The sequence below is a fragment of the Halorientalis sp. IM1011 genome, from assembly GCF_001989615.1.
Taxonomy (GTDB): Archaea; Halobacteriota; Halobacteria; order Halobacteriales; family Haloarculaceae; genus Halorientalis.
On the sequence record NZ_CP019068.1, the window covers coordinates 163,457 to 181,735 of the forward strand.

Consider the following 18,279-nt stretch of genomic DNA (forward strand, 5'->3'; position numbering starts at 1 on the left):
CTTCCTATTCCTTTGGGCAAATCTCAAGGTGCGGGCTCCAAGATAACGGCTGTAGAATCACGGAACGACGCGTAGGGCTGATTTGAACCGGTTGAATACAGCCTGAGAAAGTGAGTTACTCGAATTGGGCTGAGGATGAGACCGAAGAGGCGCCGAGACTGCTGGAAACAGTACTTATGGAGATCGACATCAAAACTAACACTGAGTCACCCTGTGGCTGGATTGTCTACGTGGCCGATCCAGCTCTAGAGAAGGGTCGAAACAAGACCAATAGCCCACGAACCACCGCTAGAGCTGGGTTTTCTTCTGAAATTCCCTCACTGACGATCGACACCGGGAGACGATCCGAAAAGACGTGTCGAGATCAATATGGAATGGCTTGCACTTTCACTCACATCGGCTGTGAGTGAGACGACTCATCGAGTTGCTCGTACAGGTCGTCCGGGAAGGGGAGACTCCCATAGATCGAATAGGGACATTGGTCTCGCCCGATACAGTACCGTTGCATATCATCGTTCGAACAATGCATCGGGAGGGGATTCTCACCGTCGATCTCGTTGTCGAGTTCGTAGCGGATCTGGTACTCGGTCTCCGCCTCGTCGTACCAGGGCCACCGCGCGAACAGGTCCTTCATATCACTGATAAACTCGGCTGTACTGGCGTCCTGGTACTGGGGAAGCCACCACGCCATCCGCACCAGATTGAAGAGGTCTTTTCGGACCGGTTTCTGCTCCTGAAGTCGTTCGTCCATGGCGGCCAGACAGGGCAACTCGAACAGATCCTCGAGGTCGTCGACGTGGAGCGGGCGGACACCGTCGCTGAACGCCGTCAGAGTGTAGCGATTCAACCGTGCATCCTCGACGCTGACGCTCGAGTGCTCACGGTTCTGTGAGAGAATCGCGCCGAGACTTCGTGGCGACGAAATAGCCTGACAGGCCTGTTGCTCCCAGGGTCGCTCGGGCTCGTAGGCGTCGAGTGCCGCATAGAGATCGCGTGCCGTCTGGGTCGCACCGAGCTGGGCGACGTCATCGTCTGCGGCGGCGACTGCGTTGATGATCGTGCGCAGGTTCCGCGTCTCCCGGCTCCAGTTTGTCCATACGCGATGGGTCTGGCCGGCCTCGAAGAACCGATCGATACGGTCGGTGATCGCGGATTCGTTCGCCGTGAGCCAACTCCGTTGCTCGGCAGTGAGCGTCTCATCCTGCACTGTGAGGAGTCGGTCGAACGCGTCTTCCGCGTACTCGCGGTACTTCACCATGAAATCCGACACAGGAACGTAGAGGTTGTTGTCCGCAACGTGTGCCTGAATCTTGCCCTGCTGGTCCCCCTCGGCATCCGCACGGGCCAGACACTTTCGGGAAGCAGCGACGAGTGGGATTTCGAGATAATACGCCTCGCTGCCCTCGGGGCGTGTCGTCACGTCCGTACAGACCCTTCCCGGGTGGACGCCATCCTCGCCGGGCTCTTTCGCGTAGAGCGTCTCGGCGATCTCCTGGTGGAGCGCCCACCCCTCGTACTCGCGGACGAGCGAGGCGATATTGTTCACGTACAGTTCGCGGAGATCACCCAGGAGTGCGAGCCGGCGCGGTGGCGTCGCCTCGAGCTTGGGATGGGCCATGATACAGATCGCGCCGAGTGTACTCAGGACCGCAAGCGCGCCTGGATCGTCGACATAGGGACGGCTGGCTGCCGCGTCTCGCGTACTCGGCGCGAACGCATCGGTGGTGAACCGTTCGACATCGGCGAGCAACTGCTCTGGCTGTTGCTCACCATCGACCGACCAGCGCTGATACCCACGCTCGAACAACTGCCGCAATTGGAACGCCCCTTCATCCCGTGGGAGGGCCGCCACCCGATACGCTGTGTACTCGTCATCTACAGGTGTGTCTCGGCTCATGACTCGAGAAACGCTGGCGTCGCCTCCGTCCGGAAGTCGAAATCCGGATCACTGATAGGCTGGACGATGCGAGAGACGTCGGCGTGTAGCGAGTACGGCAGCCGCATCACACGGCGCCGATCGGCCGTGACCACGGGGTCGATGGGAATCCCGTATTCCTCGAGCAGCAGGTCGTTGATGACCTCGCGGCTTTGTTCGTCGTAGCGGTGCTCACGGTCGGTATCGAGGAGATAGACGTGACAACCCTGCCCCGAGTAGACGACCAGCGTCTCCGCGGCCTCGAAATCGTCCGCGAAGATTTCCTGGACGGTAAAGCCATACTCGAGGGCCTGCTCGATATCGGCGAACGTGTAGGGATAGCCCTCGGGCGGGCTGTCGAGAATGCCCGCAGCCTGGAGTTGCTCGTTGTCGATGCCGGCGACTCCACCGGCGGTAGTGTCAGCGCCAGCACGCTGGGCGGCGATGTCTTTCGCGTCGATATCGACGGCGAGTAGCCAGGGCCGCTCCCAGTGATCGAGGGCGAAGTAGACTGCGTCGGGGCGGGGCGCCGGGTGGTCGACGAGATCCGGATCGACGAGGGCGTACTCGCTCCCCTGCGCCGGATCGGCCCGGGCAGGATACTGGATGAACTCCAGCAGGGCCGCCATAGATTCGAACTGCTGGTTAGTGCGGTCGCCGGACGCAGTGGTCTGCCAGGTGTCCCGGCGAACGAACGACCGATCGGGTGCGTCCGCTGACCGGATCGGGTATTCGCTACGGAAGGCGATGGCGTACTGTTTGGGGCCGGCCACGGAGAGGAAGGTCGGGAATGCGTCGAGAGCCGCTGGAAACGTGTCCGTGTAGTAGGTGTGCAGTTCCGACCGCGTCGCTTCCCGCCAGGCGGGCGTCACGAGTCCTGATCGACCTCCGTTTTCAGACTCCGGAACGTGTTCAGGGCCGTCATCCCGGCCAAATCGTGATCAGTAATCGCGGCTCGGAGCGCGCTGACGGTCTGTTTTTGCTTCGCGGTCAGCGAGAGCTCGATCCGGCCGGCGTCGACGAGTCCCTCGAGGACCTCGACGCACAGTGCCCGATTCTCGAAGACCCAGACGGCCTGTGCATCGACGTTCGCGAGTTTCTCGTAGTCCGAACGCACGGCCTCGAAATTGTTGCTCTGTGTCTCCACCTCTCCAACCCAGCAGAGGTCGTCGTCGGCATCGAACGCGGCCACATCGAAGACCGCGTCCGTATCGTGTGCGAAGTATCGTTCTGTGCGTTCGACGGCCTCGTGTTGCTGGTGGAGCCAGCTCTCGAGGAAGACCACGCCCGCCTTGTGAGGTGTCTTTTCGCCGAGATCGCCGACGCCCGGACTGCAATCGAGTGACCGATCGAGGAACGCTCGCCCGTCAGGCAGCACGGTGTAGTACTTCTGGCGGAACGAGAGATGTTCTTCGAGGAATCCCTTCTCTGTGAGCCGCTCGAGATCGAGGTCGGAGAACGGGTCGTCGAAGTCGGTCATGCCCTCCCGGAGTGAATACCCCTCGAGCTGGTGGTTCATCGCATCCAAGACGAGGCCGAGGAACGCAGCTTCGTCCCGGGTGATGCCTTCCTCGCGGAGCGTCGCATCGGGAATCTCCGCCGTGGCCTCGGTGAAGCGAGTTGCATCCGCTGTCGCCTCGTCCCGTTGATCGTCAGGGTTGGAAGCTACAGTCTCGTTGGTGTCCTCCTGTGGTGCTGTCGGTGCGGACTCAGAAGGCGTGTCCGGTTGCTCCGGTCCGGCTGCCGGTGAGTCGTCCCCCGCGGCGCCGAACTGTGGCGGGCTTCCGATATCTCGCTCCGCATTCGATGCCGAATCAGAGTCCGTGTCGGCCCCTGATCCCGAGCCGTCCGTCACGGCGCCTGTGTCGTCGCTCGTGCTGTCCGCGCCAAAGAATGGGGCATCCGGTGCTTCCCCATCACCAGCCGTGCCAGAGTCTGCTGTGCGCTCATTCGCGTCGGCTGCAGCGATCTCGTCGGGATCGGCACCGATATCGCCGAGAATTGTCTCGGCCACATCCCTGGTGAGCTGCCACGACTGCCCTGGCAGGCTACACTCCGTGTTCGTTCGCCGCCGCACCCGTGGGATCGCCTGCTCTAGGAAGAGATGCCGCTCGTCGTCGGACAGCGGGTTCTCACTCTCCGGATGCCCCGGCGGAACCGGCCGTGAGAAGAGTGAGAACGGTGGTGGCCCCGTCTTCCCGAACCATGGATCCGGCAGTTGTACGATCCACTCGCCCTTCGGCAAGCGCGTCGTACGATTCCGGAACTCGGTCGGACTCATCCCCTCGTAGGCCATCGCCTCCGCGAGCCTGTCATCCGTCGAGATTTTGCCGACCAGCTTCGTTTCGACGTTGTTCAGAAGCTCCGTGTACGGCCTGTCGCCGGTGCTGAGATCTGCAACCTGCTCGGGAAACTGGAGAAGGAGCCCGAGACTCACGCCGAACGACCGCCCCTGTGGGATGAACTCCTCGTACATGAGGCTGGTTGTCACGATGGGCGAAGCTTCCTCGATAATCAGGTTCACCATCGGGTCGCCGGCAGATGGGTCGATTGCGGGCTGCCCACCCTGCAGCGACTGGCCACTGCCGCGACGGTTCCCCACAGCGTCCCAGAGATTGCTCAACAGAATCATCGTCAGGGCACGCTCGGATTCGGTGTGCAACTGCCCGAGATCGAACAGGAGGACGGCATCCTCCTCGACGAACTCGCGGAAGTCGAACGCGTTTCCGACGTATTCCTGGGCATCAGAATCCCATTCGGGGACCTGATTGAGCATCTGGTAGACGGGTTCGTACTCGACGAGTTTGTTGAGCCGATTCGCCGCCCCACCCATGATGTTCTGGAACTCGGACTCGTCGAGCTGGCACTTCTGGAGCAGTGCCCGTGCGACGTGATCGTTCTCCCTGTGGACTTCGGGTAACATCCGGTCGCTACTCATGCGCTCGACGGCCTCGATCAGCGTCTCGAGACTGAACGCGTCCGCGCCATATTCCTCGTCGAACAGAGCCTTGATGAGGAAGGTCAGAACATTCTTGGAGACGAACGCATCGTCGTGGCGTTCCTCGCCGAGGATGAGCCGCATAATCTCGTGGAAGTGGTCGACTTTGTCCTGAATGGCTTTGTCACGAGAGCGCCCCATCGCAAGCGCCGGGCGAATGTCGAATAACGAGACCGCCGGCAGCGTCTCCGGCGCGTCGAAGTAGTAGACGTCGTCCAGTGTCCCGAACCGCTTGTAATGGGCGCGCATGTAATTTTCGGGCATCCCGTCACCCTTGCCGTCGAAGAGGACTGTCGGCCCAGGCACGTGCTCGTGTAGCGAGAGCATATCCGTCTGTGTCGCCACCGACTTCCCGCTGCCCGACGCGCCCACCCGCATGTAATGCGTGGTCAGCAGTTCCGGCGGGATGCTGACCGGCTCGTCCAGCGGGTCGTTCAGATTGCGGAGCGGATTGCCGATCGTCATGCCCGGGCCGGAGAAGGCGTCGAGGAGATCCGGGTTCGGCAGGGGAAGTGGCTGCCGGAGCCGCTCCTTCCCGCGAGCGCCACGTGAGCCCTGGGTCGTGAGTGCCTGCGCACTGGGGACGGCCACGAAATTCGCGAGTTCGTCCGCATTCAACACGAGCTGTGACCGCCGCTTGCCCCTGAACGACTGGGTGAACGAGCGGGTGACGAGCCGCTCCAGTGTCTTCTGTGCCGGATCCCGGATGTCGGTCAGCCCCTCCGTGACGCGGCTTCCCTCGAGGCTGTAGAAGTAGCCATCGAGATGGTTGAACGCATTAGCTAGCGTCTCGATGGTCGTCGTCGCCTGGGCTTCGAGGTCGTCATCGGGATCCGGTGGCAGGACCGACACCGCACGCAGGTTGACGGTAAACGTCTTGGATGGGCCCTTCTGGTCGATCAACGCCTGCCGCGAGGCGACCTCACCGCTGCCCGCACTCGAGGTTGGCTGGGCACTCTCGCCGACGCGTGGCGGATCACGCCCTCGCCGGCGATCGCGGATGCGCTCCTCATCGGCACCGTAGACCAGATCCACGAGACTGGTCTTCGCCGACTGCAGGAACCCGTCGTGTTTGGTCTCGATCTGTTTCTTCCGGCTTTCGGCCCCTTTCTGCCAGTTGCTGTACCGCGTGAACAACACCTGCAGGACGGTCGGTGCCGTCGCGTCGGTGAGTCGCTCGATGGCCGTCGCGAGCGGCGCCCGTGACGGGCTGTCGTCCCCGCTGCTCTCCGGATGAACGCTTGAGTACTGTGTGAGGGGTGTCATCCAATCCCGGCTTCGCTCGCCGACCCCCTGCCAGCGGGCGGCGAGCGGTGTCCGGTCTGACAGGGAGAGGTCCGGGTCCTCGGCAGCGCCGCCCTCGGCTGGCTCTTCATCCGCGTTCGGTGGTCCAGTCACGTCAGTGGCCTCGCCACACAGCGCCGCCGAAAGGTCGACCGACTCCTGGGAGATCTCGTAGCTCTCCGGATAGGCCGTCTGCAGTTCCGATTCGATGACCGGGAGCAGATCCGTGTCGTCGACACCGAGATAGAATCGGACTGGTGCATCCTCGCCACGCGAAAGGGCGAGGAACTCGAACGTAGGCGGACTCTTCCGCGGGTCGTACTTGGTCCGCCAGTCGTTCCGGAGTTTCCGTAACCCGGCCAGCCGGGAGACGAGATCCGCCGGCTCGACTCGTTCTCGTGCCGGTTCAACACGGACGTAGCGACGTGTGTCAGTCATTGGCTTCCTGAGGTGCTGTCTGAACGCCGGCCTGTTCGAGGAGCTTGGCGGGGATGTCGTAGTCGTCGATGCGACCTGTGTCCGCGAGATAGGCAACGTCGTCGGCGTCGATGTAGCGCTGGTCGACGAGATACTCCCACGGGTCGAGATCGTCGTCGAGGACGTGCACTTCGTACTCGTTGACGTGCAGGGAGAGTGATTTCGTCCAGTCGTTGACGGCCAGCAGACACTCCGAATAGCCGCCGTCCTCGCCGGTCTGGGCGGTCGCGATGAAATTCTGTTCCGAGGCGGTCAGGTCGTGGAAGTCGATCATCTCGTCGCTCACCGATTCGTGGTGGAAGATCTGCTTGATATCACAGAGATTGTAGACGTTGCGCGCTTTTTCGACGGCCTCCTCGGACTTCTTGTCGGATTTGGCGATGAACTCGTCGACCGTCTGCGAGATGAGCGTGATTGCGGTGTTGAAGTGGCGACTGTGGCGAATGAACAGGTCGATCAGGTCCGTCGTCGCGGCCCGACGCAGGAGGTAGTGGGCCTCGTCGATGGTGACCTGCGTGCGGCGGTCGCTGCTCTGGGCGCGCTGGTAGATCCAGTCGAACATGACGTGCATGAACAGCGGCGCCTGCCCGGTGTCGGCGAACATCGACATGTCGATGACGACCAGGCGATTGTCGAGTTCGACGTTCGTGTGGCCGTTCAGGTTGTCGTTCTCCCCGCCTTGCTGGAACGCTTCCAGGCCCAGCAGGAGCTGGTAGGCGTACTGTTCGTCGGCCTCCTTGAACCGGGTCTCCAGTTGCCTGATTTCGGGGCGGACCCGCTCCGGATCCGCATCTGCGTGCAGGTCGAGAAAGTCCGAGGGCTGGTGCCCGTCCGTCAGTGCGTGCAGGATATCGAGGACGTCCTGCATCGTCGGACTCGTGTTCTCGTGTGTCGCCGGATCCGGGGTGATGCCGTATTTGAGATAGGCCAGGCGCACCGCCCGCCGAAGGATCCCCTCCTGTTCCTTGCTCAGCGCCTGGTCGGCGACCGCCGAGAAGTGGGTGCGGAACAGCTCCATCACGGAGCGGAACTTCTTCTTGAACGGATCGTCCGCGACGTCGTCGATCCCCCGCCGGATTTCGAGCGGGTTGACCGTGTTCTGCCCGCCAAAGCGAATCACCTGCCCACCCAGATCGTTCGCGAAGTCGACGAAATCCCCGAGTGGATCTAGGACGAGCATCTCGATGTCGGGGTCCATCATCAGGCGATGGTACATCTCGTGTTTCTCGGCGAAGGTCTTCCCCGACCCCATCTTGCCCGCGATAGCCTTCGAATAGGAGGAGAGCTCGTAGCGGTCGAGCAAGACTGGTGTGTTCGTCCCGTCGAAGCCGTAGAACACACCCTCCGGATCGGCGACCGCTGGCTCGATGAACGGGAACATCGTTCCCACTGCGGTCTCCTGCATGAGCTGGGTGGCCTTGATCGGGTCCGAACCCAGCGGGGCAAGTGCGTCTTGCGACTCGACCTGACGTTTGTCGAGCGTGACCGCTTCCGCGTTGGTCGTCCCGAGTGATTCAATGACGCGTTCGGTGGCGTCGTCGAGTTCCTGCTCGGTGTCGGCGATAATCTCGATGTAGATCGCGAAATCGAACAGTTTCGTCTCCCCGAGGATGATATCCCAGATGAGGTCTTTGACCATGTCCCGGTCGGCCTCGACCTCGTGGGTGTCGGTCTGGTTCTTCTGGTCTTTCTTGTGGAGGCGGGCCCGTAGTTGCGTCAGGCGTTTCTGGAGTTTGCGGAGGACTGACCCCGTATCGCGCGGTTCGATATGCTGGGTGACGCGGACGTGGTCGTTCGTGGTATACAGGTCTTCGAGCCAGCCCAGCGGCACCCGCTCGGGGTAGCCGTGGATGGTGAGCGTGCGGACGAACTGGTCGTTGCGGACCATGTACCCCGACTCGAAGAGCTTCGACACCTCCTGCAACTGGCGCGGTGCGACGACGTCCCGATCGGCGAGGGCCTGCTCGGTGTCGTCCTGCACGACGCCAAGCCGGAGTTGCCCCTCGTCGACGTCCTCGATCTCGAGGAGATGCTGGGCCTGCTGACGGATGTTCTCCTTCGTCAGGTCGTCACCGTTCGCTTCGAGGATCGCCGTCACCTGGTCGAACGTCTCGTCGTCGATATCGTCGATATCGTCGATGGATTGCTCGTCGCTTCCTCCGGGGAGGGTCGCCCGGAGGCGGTCCAATCGCTTGCCCATTAGGACTCCCCCTCCGTTCGCGTTGCGTGGGTGAACTCCTCGAAGGCCGGATCGACGTGATTGTAGTAGTGATAGAGAATTTCCATGGTTTCCTGGCGGTCGGTGACCCGTTCGATTGAGACGTCCGTCCGCCCGAGTTTGTTCGTGATCCGGCGCTGGCGCTGGCGGACTTCTCTGATACAGAGTTCCGTCCGGGCCGCCTCGTGACTGTCTCCGAATGGTGTCGATGCGAGAAGGCGCGAGCAGGCAGTCCCGACGACCGGCAGGGAACTGAGCTGGCTCAACACACTCCCGCTCTCGAGGTCCTTGGTGACCTGGTCGGCTTCGACCCGTGTGACGATGTAGAAATCGCGTTGCTTGAGGTCCTCGTCCTCGATGTTCGTGTTGGCCCACTCGATGTAGAATTTGCGGCCATACTGGAGGATCGGCGACTGGCCCCGCGAGGCCATGCTCGCACCGGCTGTATAGAATCGCTCGAGGTGGCCCGTGAGGTCGAACGTTTTCGGATAGCAGGGGACGGCGACACTGAACTCCAGGGACATCAGGAACGACATGTACGCACTCATCGTCTCGCGTTTGGCCTCGTCGCTGAGGGAGAGCCAGTTCTGTGGATGGACTTTCAACAGGCCGATGTAGCTGTCCCCATCGACGGCGATGCCGTCGTCACGGATGTACTCGAAGCCGAGTTTCGCCTGCGTGGTCGTCGACTCCCCGAGCCGGTTCTCGAGGGCGACGTGATCGCGAGCCCGCGCTCGTTCACGTGCCGTCGGGAGGTCCGTCTCGATGTCGTCGAGGAAGCGATCGAGTGCCCGTTGGATCTCCAGATCGGACGTGGGTGGGTCCGCAGGAATGTCGTCCCGGTCCGGTCCGAGGGTCACACCGTCCGGTGGCGCTGTCTCGGTCGATTCGGATTCGGCCGGTGGCGACCACTCGCTCGATTCGGAACCGTCGGTGCTGGCTTGAGCCGTCTCGGTGGTCGATCTCGTTGCCTCGTCGGCGTCGGAATCTGTTCCGTCGGGTGCCTCGTCGGTGGATGCTTGGCCCATGAGGTTACCTCGATTCGGTGTCGTCCACCGTCTCGATCGTCTCTAGGTCCAGGCCGTCCTGCCGGACCCCGACGACATCCTGCACGACGGGCGTCTCGGCCGCAGGTCGGGTCCGGCGGTTGTAGTAGGCGTTCGACGAGAGATAGTACTCGGCGGCTGCCCGGGCGTAGCTGATCGGCCGCTGGCCGGCAGGGGCGACGAGGAGGATGATACTGCCAACCGAGAGGCCGATGCCGCCGGCGATGAGAAACAGCGTGCCAGTAAACCCCAAACTCTGGGCGATGCCCAGTGCGAGGAACGGTATGATGAGGACCTCACCGACTTCGCGGGCGGTGAGTCCGAACAATAACTTGGTGTTAATGATTCGGCCAGCAATCGGGAAGGTGTCCATACACGGTACAGTCAGCGAGAGAGAAATTTAATACTTATTTACGTCTCTCTATTTGTCCTGAATATATATTTATTCATACAGTTAGCATCCGGATAGAGTGACCAGACATAGTCCGTGCTCTAGGAGTGCACAAAATGGGGGCCGGTGAAAACATGCCGCAACAGACCCGTGTGGTGATTACAGTGGGTAGAACAACCCCGGCTTTTTTCGCCGAACTCTGCGGAAGTTGGCCCAATGGACAGACGCGCGTACCTCGGCCTTGTCGGCATGACGAGCCTCGCTGGCTGTGCGAAGATTGCCAAACTGGTGGGGCCAGCGAGCCGTGCCGCAGACGATGCGGTGGACGACTCGGCTGAACCGGACACACCAACTCCAGAACCAGAGTTTAGCAACGGAGTGGAAGACATCAGCACGGAAGATCTCTCGGACCAGCTCGAGGACGCATTTCCGATTTACAGTATCGATTCCAGAGAAACGGTCGATGCGTACGGGTATCTCTCGTGGTCCGTGGATATCCAATCCGAAGTGGACCCGGATCGAGACACAGTCTCTCTCGAGTACCAGGTGACCGTCCGCAATGGCCCTGCGATCGACGTTTATCTGATGGAACAGCGCGAATTCGAGCATTACCGAAACGGCGACAATTTCCTCTACAAAGAGCCCTACAGCGCTGAGAACACGAAATATGCAGACGCGAGTGGACTCCTCGATGTCCAGAACTACGTCTTCCTGTTAGACCACTCATCTGCGGGGGTCGCAGGGCCGAAGCTTGCAGACTCACAGGATGCCGATGTCACTGTAGAATTCACGATCGAGTGAGACCTACCGAGATTCAAGCTCCGCTGTAGAGATTGGGGTGCTACCGCAGGCCGCTCCATTCCGGGCCGGCCCATATACCCTGCACGGTAACGAGAACTGCGACTAATTTGAGGGGTAGTGATCTGTCCAGGGTCGGACTCGTTCGAGTGCTGCGGCCACGCTCAGGATCTCTGTTTCTTCGAACCGGTTGCCGACTATCTGCAGGCCAACAGGAAGCCCATCATCAGTGAGACCGGCGGGCACTGACGCCGCGGGGTGGCCCGTCAGGTTGAACACCCACGTCAGCATTGCATCGGTTGGGACACCCATCACCGACTGGCCATCGATTGCTGTCGGGTAGCCGTCAGCGAGATGTTTGCTGTACGGTGGGACGATAAGAGCGGAGCATGGCGCCACAACACAACGTCGACGAAAAGCAACTATCTTCGAATCTGCCCCCCCAACTCGGAAAATGGGAGGGTGTTCAGGAAATCTCGTATCGAGCGATGCTCCTCCGACCGCAGGCCGGACACACGTCCGTGTCACCGTCGACGACGTCCCCGCAGTGGCGGCACTCGTAGTGGACCTGCCGACTGGCCGTCCCGAGGAGGAGCCGGTGCCAGAACCGGTTCATGCCGACCCCGTCCCGAGCTGTGCTTGCAGCGTGTTGCGATTGGCCCGAACCGTCACTGGACAGACGTCCGCTGCTGTTGCGAGTGCTTCCTGTGTGACGTCACCATTGTGCTCGGTGGCCGCGACTTCGAGACAGGCTGCCGCAAACCCAGCCGGATCGCGACCACTGGACAGGCCTGTCTCTGTTGCCTGGTCGGCGAGCGCTATCGCTGCACGTCTCGTCTCGGGTGCCGCGTCGACTGCCGATGCCAGCTTCGGGACGAATGCCGCCGGCTCTTGGGGTGGGATCGGCAAGTTTAGTTCCCGATTCAGGGTCTGGTAGGCGTTCCTGACACGGGACTCGGCAACGCGAGCGACGCGGGTGATCTCCGCGAGTGTCCGCGTCTGCTCCGCACACCGACACGCCGCGTAGACACAGGCAGCCGCCATCGATTCGATCGACCGACCAGGGAGGAGTGACGCGTCCTGTGCCGTCCGGAACAGTGTCGCCGCCTGTTCTCGAATTGCCCGATCGAGGCCCAGTGCCGAAACGAGCCGCGCGATCTCCGTACAGCCGTGTCCGAGGTTGCGTTCGGCCTTGGACTGCCACGTCGCCCGGCTGTGTTCGCGACGGAGTCGGGAAAGTTGTCGTCGCTTCTGGTTCGGGAGTTCGTTCCCCTTTGCGTCCTGTCCGCGGCCGATCGTCGTCGACAGGCCACGGTCGTGGCGTGCGTTCGTCAGCGGTGCGCCCGTGCGCTCGCGTTTGGTTTCATCTCTCGGATGGATCCGCTTTCCACGCCGGTCCAGGCGAGCTGCCTCGACGACCAGCCCGCAGGTGTCACAGCGCGTTTCGCCTTGCTCGGTAACGAGTGTGCCTGGACAGTCCGGGCAGTCGTTCGTCGGGAGTTTCCCGGTCGATTCCTCGTCGAAGCCATCTGCGTAGATGTCGCTCGAAGCCATCTCGAATCAGCGCGACCACTGTGTGTGGCCCCGCACCCCTCGGGGGCCACAAAACAACACATTGGCGCCGGGGCAGTGGTCTCCCATGACAGACCAAGTCGACCGAACTGAAGGGGTGTATCTGGCGCCAGTTTTATCCATACGGTGGGTGATGAGCTTCCTGTCACGGTTTCTCGCAGCCGCGGGTGTCTCCAACCCTCGGCAGTCACCGTGGTGTGTCTGTTCGACGTACTCCCGCGACGCTGCAGGAGTGCGTGACTTCAGACACCCATGTCAACCAACGATCTACCACCGATGGAACCGCTGGCTCCGATCGTCGACCGAATGCGTCTCCACGCTCAGAGACGAATTGATGGATCAGTGACTGGCGAGGTGACGCTCTTCGACGACGGCACCTTCCGCGCACGGATTCGACACACTATCGACGAGGATGAGCACAAATTGATTCGGTACGAACGGACGACCGGTGAGATAGTCTACCTACACGTTCGCGACGCCCGCTGGGAGACGACGACGTTCACCGATGGTGAAACCCTTCACGAGCCAGCCTACGATGTCGTCGACAGTGAAGTCTGTGAGGTAGTTTCGCCTCCATACCCCCGAGGGCTGGCCTAAGTCTAGGGGCGAAATGAGGCCCCAGCTGGCCTCACAGCGGCTGATCTCTCCGGACCCCTCGGGGCCACTAACAAACCGACGCGGTGGGTTCAAGCAGACTCCGGGTCAACTGGTACTTAGGATGGTCTCCGAGGCCGAGATCGAGCGTCTCCGGCTGGAAGCCGACACGATCATGACCCGCTATCAGACGGTCGAGGAGGCACTCAACCAGGCGCGCAACGAATCCGGCGATCACTGGGAAGAGGGAGAACTCACGGTCACACTGGAGACCCCACAGGGAGAGGACATCGAGGTGGTACTGGACCTCGATCAAGATCCGGCAGCTAACGCACAGCAGCGCTACGAACGGGCGAAGGATCTCGAAGCCGAACTCGAACAGCAACAGGCCGTCGTTGGCCAGCTCGCACCACTGCCGGCCGACCCGGTGGCCTATCGGATTCTGTACCACCTCGACACGGTCGAGGGGAACTATCCGCGATCGATGGCCGGCCATCTCGATGCCGAACGGAAACAGGTCGAAGCGCTGTGCGAGGAGATGGAGACGGCCGGCCTTCTGGAGCGCGTCGAGTCGGGAACGGTCAAGCAACGCCGCGTGAAGGCCAAGCAAGCCGACGAGGTCCGTCAGCACCACACCTACTACCGCCTCTCGCGGGAGGGCGATCACCTCCTGCGCTTTCTGGCAGAGCGGGACGGGAAGAAGAACGTCCTCCGGCACCTGCCGGATGGACAGACGATCGCGAAGCGGTTGGCTCGCGGTGGTCCGGATTATCCACGGATGACCGCCGACGAACTGGAGATGGACTTCGAGTACATCCGGCATCTCTACCGTGCGCTTCGGCGCGTGGGGCTGGTGACCACCTACCAGGGGAGTACGATCAAAGCCAGCGAGCGCAAGCTGAAACCCAAAGACGAGACCCACCGCAAGCACACCTACTACGTGACGACAGCTGTGGCTGACGAATTGCTGCGTGAGTTAGACGAGTAGGGGAAGTCGTGCTACGACGGGTTCTTACTTTCCAATCCGATGTGGTCCTCTGAACTTGGATGAGGGCCATGATGAGGTTGAGTGGTTAGAGCGGGCAGACGTCAGAACCGAATCCAGACGCCAAAGTGAAAATAGAGCGCTTTTGCGGGCGTATCGCATCTCATAGGGATATTAGATGGCGAAAAGTTATTGTGCCAGACCCTCAACGTTCTAGCCCAGACTATGTCGCTCTGGCGAGCAAAGCGGAAATACGAGGCCAATCAGGGCCTCAACGAAACCGCCGACGACGCTTTGCTAGCCATCGCTATACTCCAAAACGAGAGCGGCGACTTCGGAGTATACACACCACAGGAAGTGAGGGAGAATCTTGAGGATGGCTGCGAGATTCTACAGGGAGTCCGTGGTGCTCTTGAGAGCCCAAATGAGGCTTCGAGTTATTACCTTGCGCTAGCGGATCACCTCCGAACCACGGGTCGTAAGCAGACGGCCAAACAGTTCAGCCGGGATCTGGAAACCGCCACTACCGCCTTGGTAGAGTCTTCCGAGAGTCTCCAATGGAATTCTGAGTTGAACAAGGCCAAGCAACTCCTTCAGCGGGTCGAGGAGTTCACGTCGGAAACTTCTAAACGGAATGTAGACAATCTGAGAGGGAATCTTGCGGGAGGAACTCGCTAACCGACGCCTGACGAGGCTTGAGAGTCAGTTATCACAACTCCGTAGTGACCTCTTAGAGTTGGATGCAGGCCTTTCCGACAAAGAAAGCAAGACGTTCCTTGAACCAGTCGAGAAGACGCTCGAAAGAGCGAAGACACGCCAAGAGGCACTTGCACAGGCATCAGAAGACTCAGTGTCAGACTTCTATGATCGATACGTCTCCGCACTCGACGACCTTGATGTTCGCCTGGATAACCTCCACGAAATAACGGGGTACATCGAACTCCATGCCCGTCAACGCGCAGAGGATACAGAGATGATCGACGACATTAGCGAAGTGTGTTCAGAAGTCAGCAGCCCTCTGAACATCTCTATTACCGTTCTTCCGACGATCTGGGAGTCATACGCGATATTCCCCCTCCAAGAGAAGGGTGGCGAAATTTACAGTCTCTTAGCTCCTCGCCATGCGAACCCGAGACAGTACCAACCTCTGTTAGCACACGAGTTAGGTCACGCACTCTTCGACCAAGTCGGGAAGGATCGTGCATATCACGACCGGATGTGGGAGATCGACGACGATTGGGGAGGGGAGAGAGGGGCTTTCGCCGAATACTGGGATGAGTGGTACACAGAATTTCTCTGTGATGCCTGTGGTGTGCTCACTTTCGGCCCAGCTTATGTGTATGCGATCTCAGATTACCTACATAACCAGCGTCCGTACAACCTATTCATCGAACACCCCCCGAATGCCCTTCGCCTCAGGTTCATAAGCCAATTGACGAGGGACGTCTTCCCAGACGCCGCCCTGGAGATGGTTCAACCGGTTTTGAGCTCAATAGATGGCCACCTGAACAACCAATCACAAAACAAACCAGAGAACTACGATAGTTATGTCGCAGAGGAGTTGTTGGCTTTGGTCAGCGATGCTGCTCAGCGGGAGGTAGACAACGAACTCCAGAGGATAACGGAGCAAGTTAACTCTGATACGTCTCTTGAAGAGGTCGACACAGGGATTAGATATCGAGTGAAAGTGAACCGGAAGTGGGCTCAGAACGGTGGATAGCGAACGCGACTACACTTTTCAAAGATTTCGTTGAGGTCCTTCGGAATCTTGGTCGTTACTGGCGGTTTCATTTTCATCATCGGTGAACCCCAGTTCAAGAAAGACAGCTTGAATACGTCTTCACCGATAGCTGTGATGTCCTGATCATGGGACGTGGCTCGTCTCTTACAAAGGATTGGTTTGGGCGTCCCTTGGTGGATCTGAGGCTCACCGAACGTGGTCACTAATACGTGTTCATCATCCAATTTTGCGTATGCACCTGTGTCCGGTGCACGACTTCCTCGTTCCGAGAACAACCGATAAGCGTGATTTTCGATGATTTCAACCGCTGACCACGAAACATCCGTGTGAACGTATTCTTGATTCTGAAGCGCAGGAAGTTCTGATGATAGCGTTTCAAGTTCCGCATCTCCGAAATCACCGTTCCGATGGATGTCGAATGACTCGATTGGGCGGTCAAATGCTGAGCTGGCCGCCTTTAGACTTTGTTGGATAATTCGCTTGGCTGGGTATCCCTCGGACACAGTACTGGTACCCTGGCCAAGTGGTTCTTCTGTCTGATAGAGAAACCTGCCGTCCCTTCCGTCGATAGTAACAGCAGTTGCCGTCGTGGATCGATCTCCAGCGACGCTGAGTCCTAAATAGACATCTGAATTGAGTTCGTTTGCGAGACCGAATGGGTACGTACCCAATTTCACAGCGAGTCCACAAGCAGTGTTGAAGATGACGTCGTCCGATGCACCCTGACCTTCCGAGTACGTCGATGTAGTCACGTACTGGGTTGGAGCGCCTCCGAATGCATCGATGATTTCGTAATATTCGTCACCTTCGCCCTCAATGAGTCCGAGAACACCGTCGATGGAGTCTCCGAACTCAGCCACCCATTCGTCAAACTCTACTTGATCAGTGTAGCAAACACGGTGAGGGTCGGATCGGATTTGGACCCCACCGATCTCTAAGAGCTTCTCCCGAACATCTTGATAAAGGTTTTCGGCCCGCGTCCTTTCTCCCCCAGGATATGCGAGTACGATTTCGGAAATCTTGCTCTGAGACTCCCAGAACCCGTACTCTTCAAGGTAGTCACGGGTGATCCAGCGCCAATTTCCCGGATGGACCTCTTGACTCGGATCCACAGTGTTAGGTGTGCCAGTCGAAAGGACCTCATCGTTCCCAAACGCTAAGTCCGGATAATTAAAGTCACCCTGCTCGGTTGGTCTCACTCCGTCGTCGCTGACGAACACTTTCTCGTCCTCGACCTGAACGTAGTGAATTCGACCAGTGAAATTCTGAATGGCTTTTTGCCGTTCTTTTGCGGACAGGGCGGCCTCACTGGTTAAGTGGCGGTTCAGTTCTTCTGGAGATGCGTTCAACAACGAAGGTGCGGTATCGTACGGATCGCTGTTTCCAAATCGGATTTGGACTAATGGTTCGTCGGGATCTATCTTGTCTGCCCATTCGCTCCCGTATTCCCGCTGTGCGAATTCACGGACGGAGAGCATCTCATCTCCAAAATCGATAGTTTTGTCCGAGACTTTCCTCTCCGTCGAAATTCCGTGAAGCGTACATTTGGTAGGTTCTGGACGGTCCAACCTGAAGTTCTCTCCACCGTACTTCTCAATGGCTTCCTCGATCCCCTGGTGGTTGATTCGGTCTGCGAGCGACTCACTACTGATGAACTTCGTAACCGATCTCACCACTAACTGTGGACTGTCATGGAATTCAACTCTATACGAAAATCCCGTGTATACGTCGTACTCATCGATTTGACCGCGAGGGGAAGGATAGAATAGTGCGTCTGCGTCCTCGTGATACCAGAAGTCCTGATAGTTCGTCATGTACCACCGAACAGAATCCGAGATGGCTCGTTGAAGGACCATTCGGTCCCAGAAAGACGATGATTCCAAGGTGTGGGTCGTAGTAAACTTGGCGCTCGTACCACTACTCGGAGATTCGATGGTTTTCCGTTCGCTTGCGCCTATGACGGCAATGCACCAATCTCCATCCTCGGCCTGTCTCCACTTTTGTGCTTTCCCGTCGAGTTGCTGTTCGAAGCTCCTCTCTAGCCCTCCGAGAACTCGGTAAGGATCGTTCGATGGCTGTGGGTCTACTTTGTAAAGATCCGCATCGATATCCGGAATCTCTAACTCATACGCGTTGAGAGAGTACGCCATCTGATGGCTAGACACTACAGTGAAACTGATAAATACTTATTCCTCACATCAGAACTGATGTGACCGTAGCAGTGTGGTTTTGGTCCGTTATCTCAAAGTTGGGCGTTGTA

The 18,279-nt window shown here is 59.4% G+C and carries 14 protein-coding genes and 1 pseudogene; 5 read left to right on the forward strand and 10 right to left on the reverse strand.

Annotated features, from left to right (window positions below; all coding sequences use genetic code 11):
* Positions 1-391: 391 nt before the first annotated feature.
* The 6 genes from BV210_RS18345 to BV210_RS18370 are packed head-to-tail and all read right to left on the reverse strand — an operon-like array spanning position 392 to position 10,311.
* Entirely contained in the window at positions 392-1,897 is a 1,506-nt protein-coding gene (locus BV210_RS18345; RefSeq protein ID WP_077208222.1) for a primase-associated protein, read from the reverse strand.
* Complete coding sequence (locus BV210_RS18350) at positions 1,894-2,787, reverse strand: DNA primase (protein WP_077208223.1); 894 nt, start codon at positions 2,785-2,787, stop codon at positions 1,894-1,896. Before BV210_RS18350 ends, BV210_RS18345 begins: the two co-directional genes overlap by 4 nt.
* Positions 2,784-6,635, reverse strand: a complete 3,852-nt coding sequence (locus BV210_RS18355) for a hypothetical protein (RefSeq protein WP_077208224.1) — start codon at positions 6,633-6,635, stop codon at positions 2,784-2,786. The genes BV210_RS18350 and BV210_RS18355 overlap by 4 nt, the downstream gene beginning before the upstream one ends.
* A complete protein-coding gene (locus BV210_RS18360) occupies positions 6,628-8,874 on the reverse strand; it encodes a VirB4 family type IV secretion system protein (protein ID WP_084802723.1) in 2,247 nt (748 codons plus the stop codon). The genes BV210_RS18355 and BV210_RS18360 overlap by 8 nt, the downstream gene beginning before the upstream one ends.
* Positions 8,874-9,920: a hypothetical protein gene (locus BV210_RS18365; RefSeq protein WP_253741707.1), complete on the reverse strand. Its 1,047-nt coding sequence runs from the start codon at positions 9,918-9,920 to the stop codon at positions 8,874-8,876. The genes BV210_RS18360 and BV210_RS18365 overlap by 1 nt, the downstream gene beginning before the upstream one ends.
* 4 nt (positions 9,921-9,924) lie before the next feature.
* Positions 9,925-10,311: a hypothetical protein gene (locus BV210_RS18370; RefSeq protein WP_077208225.1), complete on the reverse strand. Its 387-nt coding sequence runs from the start codon at positions 10,309-10,311 to the stop codon at positions 9,925-9,927.
* Between the two features lie 234 nt (positions 10,312-10,545).
* On the opposite strand from BV210_RS18370, the gene BV210_RS18375 reads away from it, so the two are divergent.
* Positions 10,546-11,130 carry a hypothetical protein gene (locus BV210_RS18375; protein WP_077208226.1) on the forward strand — a complete coding sequence of 195 codons (585 nt, stop codon included), beginning with the start codon at positions 10,546-10,548 and terminating at the stop codon, positions 11,128-11,130.
* Positions 11,131-11,232: 102 nt separating this feature from the next.
* On the opposite strand, the pseudogene BV210_RS18380 reads toward BV210_RS18375, so the two are convergent.
* The 3 genes and pseudogenes from BV210_RS18380 to BV210_RS18385 all read right to left on the reverse strand — a co-directional run.
* Positions 11,233-11,508 (reverse strand): annotated as a pseudogene (locus BV210_RS18380) (amidase family protein); the annotation flags it as partial.
* Between the two features lie 85 nt (positions 11,509-11,593).
* Positions 11,594-11,743, reverse strand: coding sequence for a hypothetical protein (locus tag BV210_RS20390; RefSeq protein ID WP_172824932.1), 150 nt, complete (start codon positions 11,741-11,743; stop codon positions 11,594-11,596).
* Positions 11,740-12,681 (reverse strand): transcription initiation factor IIB family protein, encoded by a 942-nt coding sequence (locus BV210_RS18385; RefSeq protein WP_077208227.1) that lies wholly within the window; start codon positions 12,679-12,681, stop codon positions 11,740-11,742. Before BV210_RS18385 ends, BV210_RS20390 begins: the two co-directional genes overlap by 4 nt.
* Positions 12,682-13,041: 360 nt before the next feature.
* Between BV210_RS18385 and BV210_RS18390 the strand changes: the two genes are divergently transcribed.
* The 4 genes from BV210_RS18390 (at position 13,042) to BV210_RS18405 (ending at position 15,998) form a co-directional block, all read left to right on the forward strand.
* Positions 13,042-13,296 carry a hypothetical protein gene (locus BV210_RS18390; RefSeq protein ID WP_077208228.1) on the forward strand — a complete coding sequence of 85 codons (255 nt, stop codon included), beginning with the start codon at positions 13,042-13,044 and terminating at the stop codon, positions 13,294-13,296.
* A 121-nt stretch (positions 13,297-13,417) separates the two neighbouring features.
* Positions 13,418-14,281 (forward strand): DUF2250 domain-containing protein, encoded by an 864-nt coding sequence (locus tag BV210_RS18395; RefSeq protein ID WP_077208229.1) that lies wholly within the window; start codon positions 13,418-13,420, stop codon positions 14,279-14,281.
* A 222-nt stretch (positions 14,282-14,503) separates the two neighbouring features.
* Positions 14,504-14,956, forward strand: coding sequence for a hypothetical protein (locus tag BV210_RS18400; protein ID WP_077208230.1), 453 nt, complete (start codon positions 14,504-14,506; stop codon positions 14,954-14,956).
* Positions 14,937-15,998 (forward strand): hypothetical protein, encoded by a 1,062-nt coding sequence (locus BV210_RS18405; protein ID WP_157526163.1) that lies wholly within the window; start codon positions 14,937-14,939, stop codon positions 15,996-15,998. Before BV210_RS18400 ends, BV210_RS18405 begins: the two co-directional genes overlap by 20 nt.
* On the opposite strand, the gene BV210_RS18410 is transcribed toward BV210_RS18405, so the two are convergent.
* Positions 15,983-18,169, reverse strand: coding sequence for a hypothetical protein (locus BV210_RS18410; RefSeq protein WP_077208232.1), 2,187 nt, complete (start codon positions 18,167-18,169; stop codon positions 15,983-15,985). The two genes, BV210_RS18405 and BV210_RS18410, sit on opposite strands and share 16 nt — an antisense overlap.
* Between the last annotated feature and the right edge of the window lie 110 nt (positions 18,170-18,279).

Excerpts from the sequence above, each read along its gene's own strand:
- BV210_RS18385 (WP_077208227.1), bottom strand. The coding sequence starts at position 12,681 with ATGGCTTCGAGCGACATCTACGCAGATGGCTTCGACGAGGAATCGACC.
- BV210_RS18395 (WP_077208229.1), top strand. The coding sequence starts at position 13,418 with ATGGTCTCCGAGGCCGAGATCGAGCGTCTCCGGCTGGAAGCCGACACG.
- BV210_RS18410 (WP_077208232.1), bottom strand. The coding sequence starts at position 18,169 with ATGGCGTACTCTCTCAACGCGTATGAGTTAGAGATTCCGGATATCGAT.
- BV210_RS18355 (WP_077208224.1), bottom strand. The coding sequence starts at position 6,635 with ATGACTGACACACGTCGCTACGTCCGTGTTGAACCGGCACGAGAACGA.
- BV210_RS18345 (WP_077208222.1), bottom strand. The coding sequence starts at position 1,897 with ATGAGCCGAGACACACCTGTAGATGACGAGTACACAGCGTATCGGGTG.
- BV210_RS18370 (WP_077208225.1), bottom strand. The coding sequence starts at position 10,311 with ATGGACACCTTCCCGATTGCTGGCCGAATCATTAACACCAAGTTATTG.
- BV210_RS18360 (WP_084802723.1), bottom strand. The coding sequence starts at position 8,874 with ATGGGCAAGCGATTGGACCGCCTCCGGGCGACCCTCCCCGGAGGAAGC.
- BV210_RS18375 (WP_077208226.1), top strand. The coding sequence starts at position 10,546 with ATGGACAGACGCGCGTACCTCGGCCTTGTCGGCATGACGAGCCTCGCT.
- BV210_RS18365 (WP_253741707.1), bottom strand. The coding sequence starts at position 9,920 with ATGGGCCAAGCATCCACCGACGAGGCACCCGACGGAACAGATTCCGAC.
- BV210_RS18400 (WP_077208230.1), top strand. The coding sequence starts at position 14,504 with ATGTCGCTCTGGCGAGCAAAGCGGAAATACGAGGCCAATCAGGGCCTC.
- BV210_RS20390 (WP_172824932.1), bottom strand. The coding sequence starts at position 11,743 with ATGAACCGGTTCTGGCACCGGCTCCTCCTCGGGACGGCCAGTCGGCAG.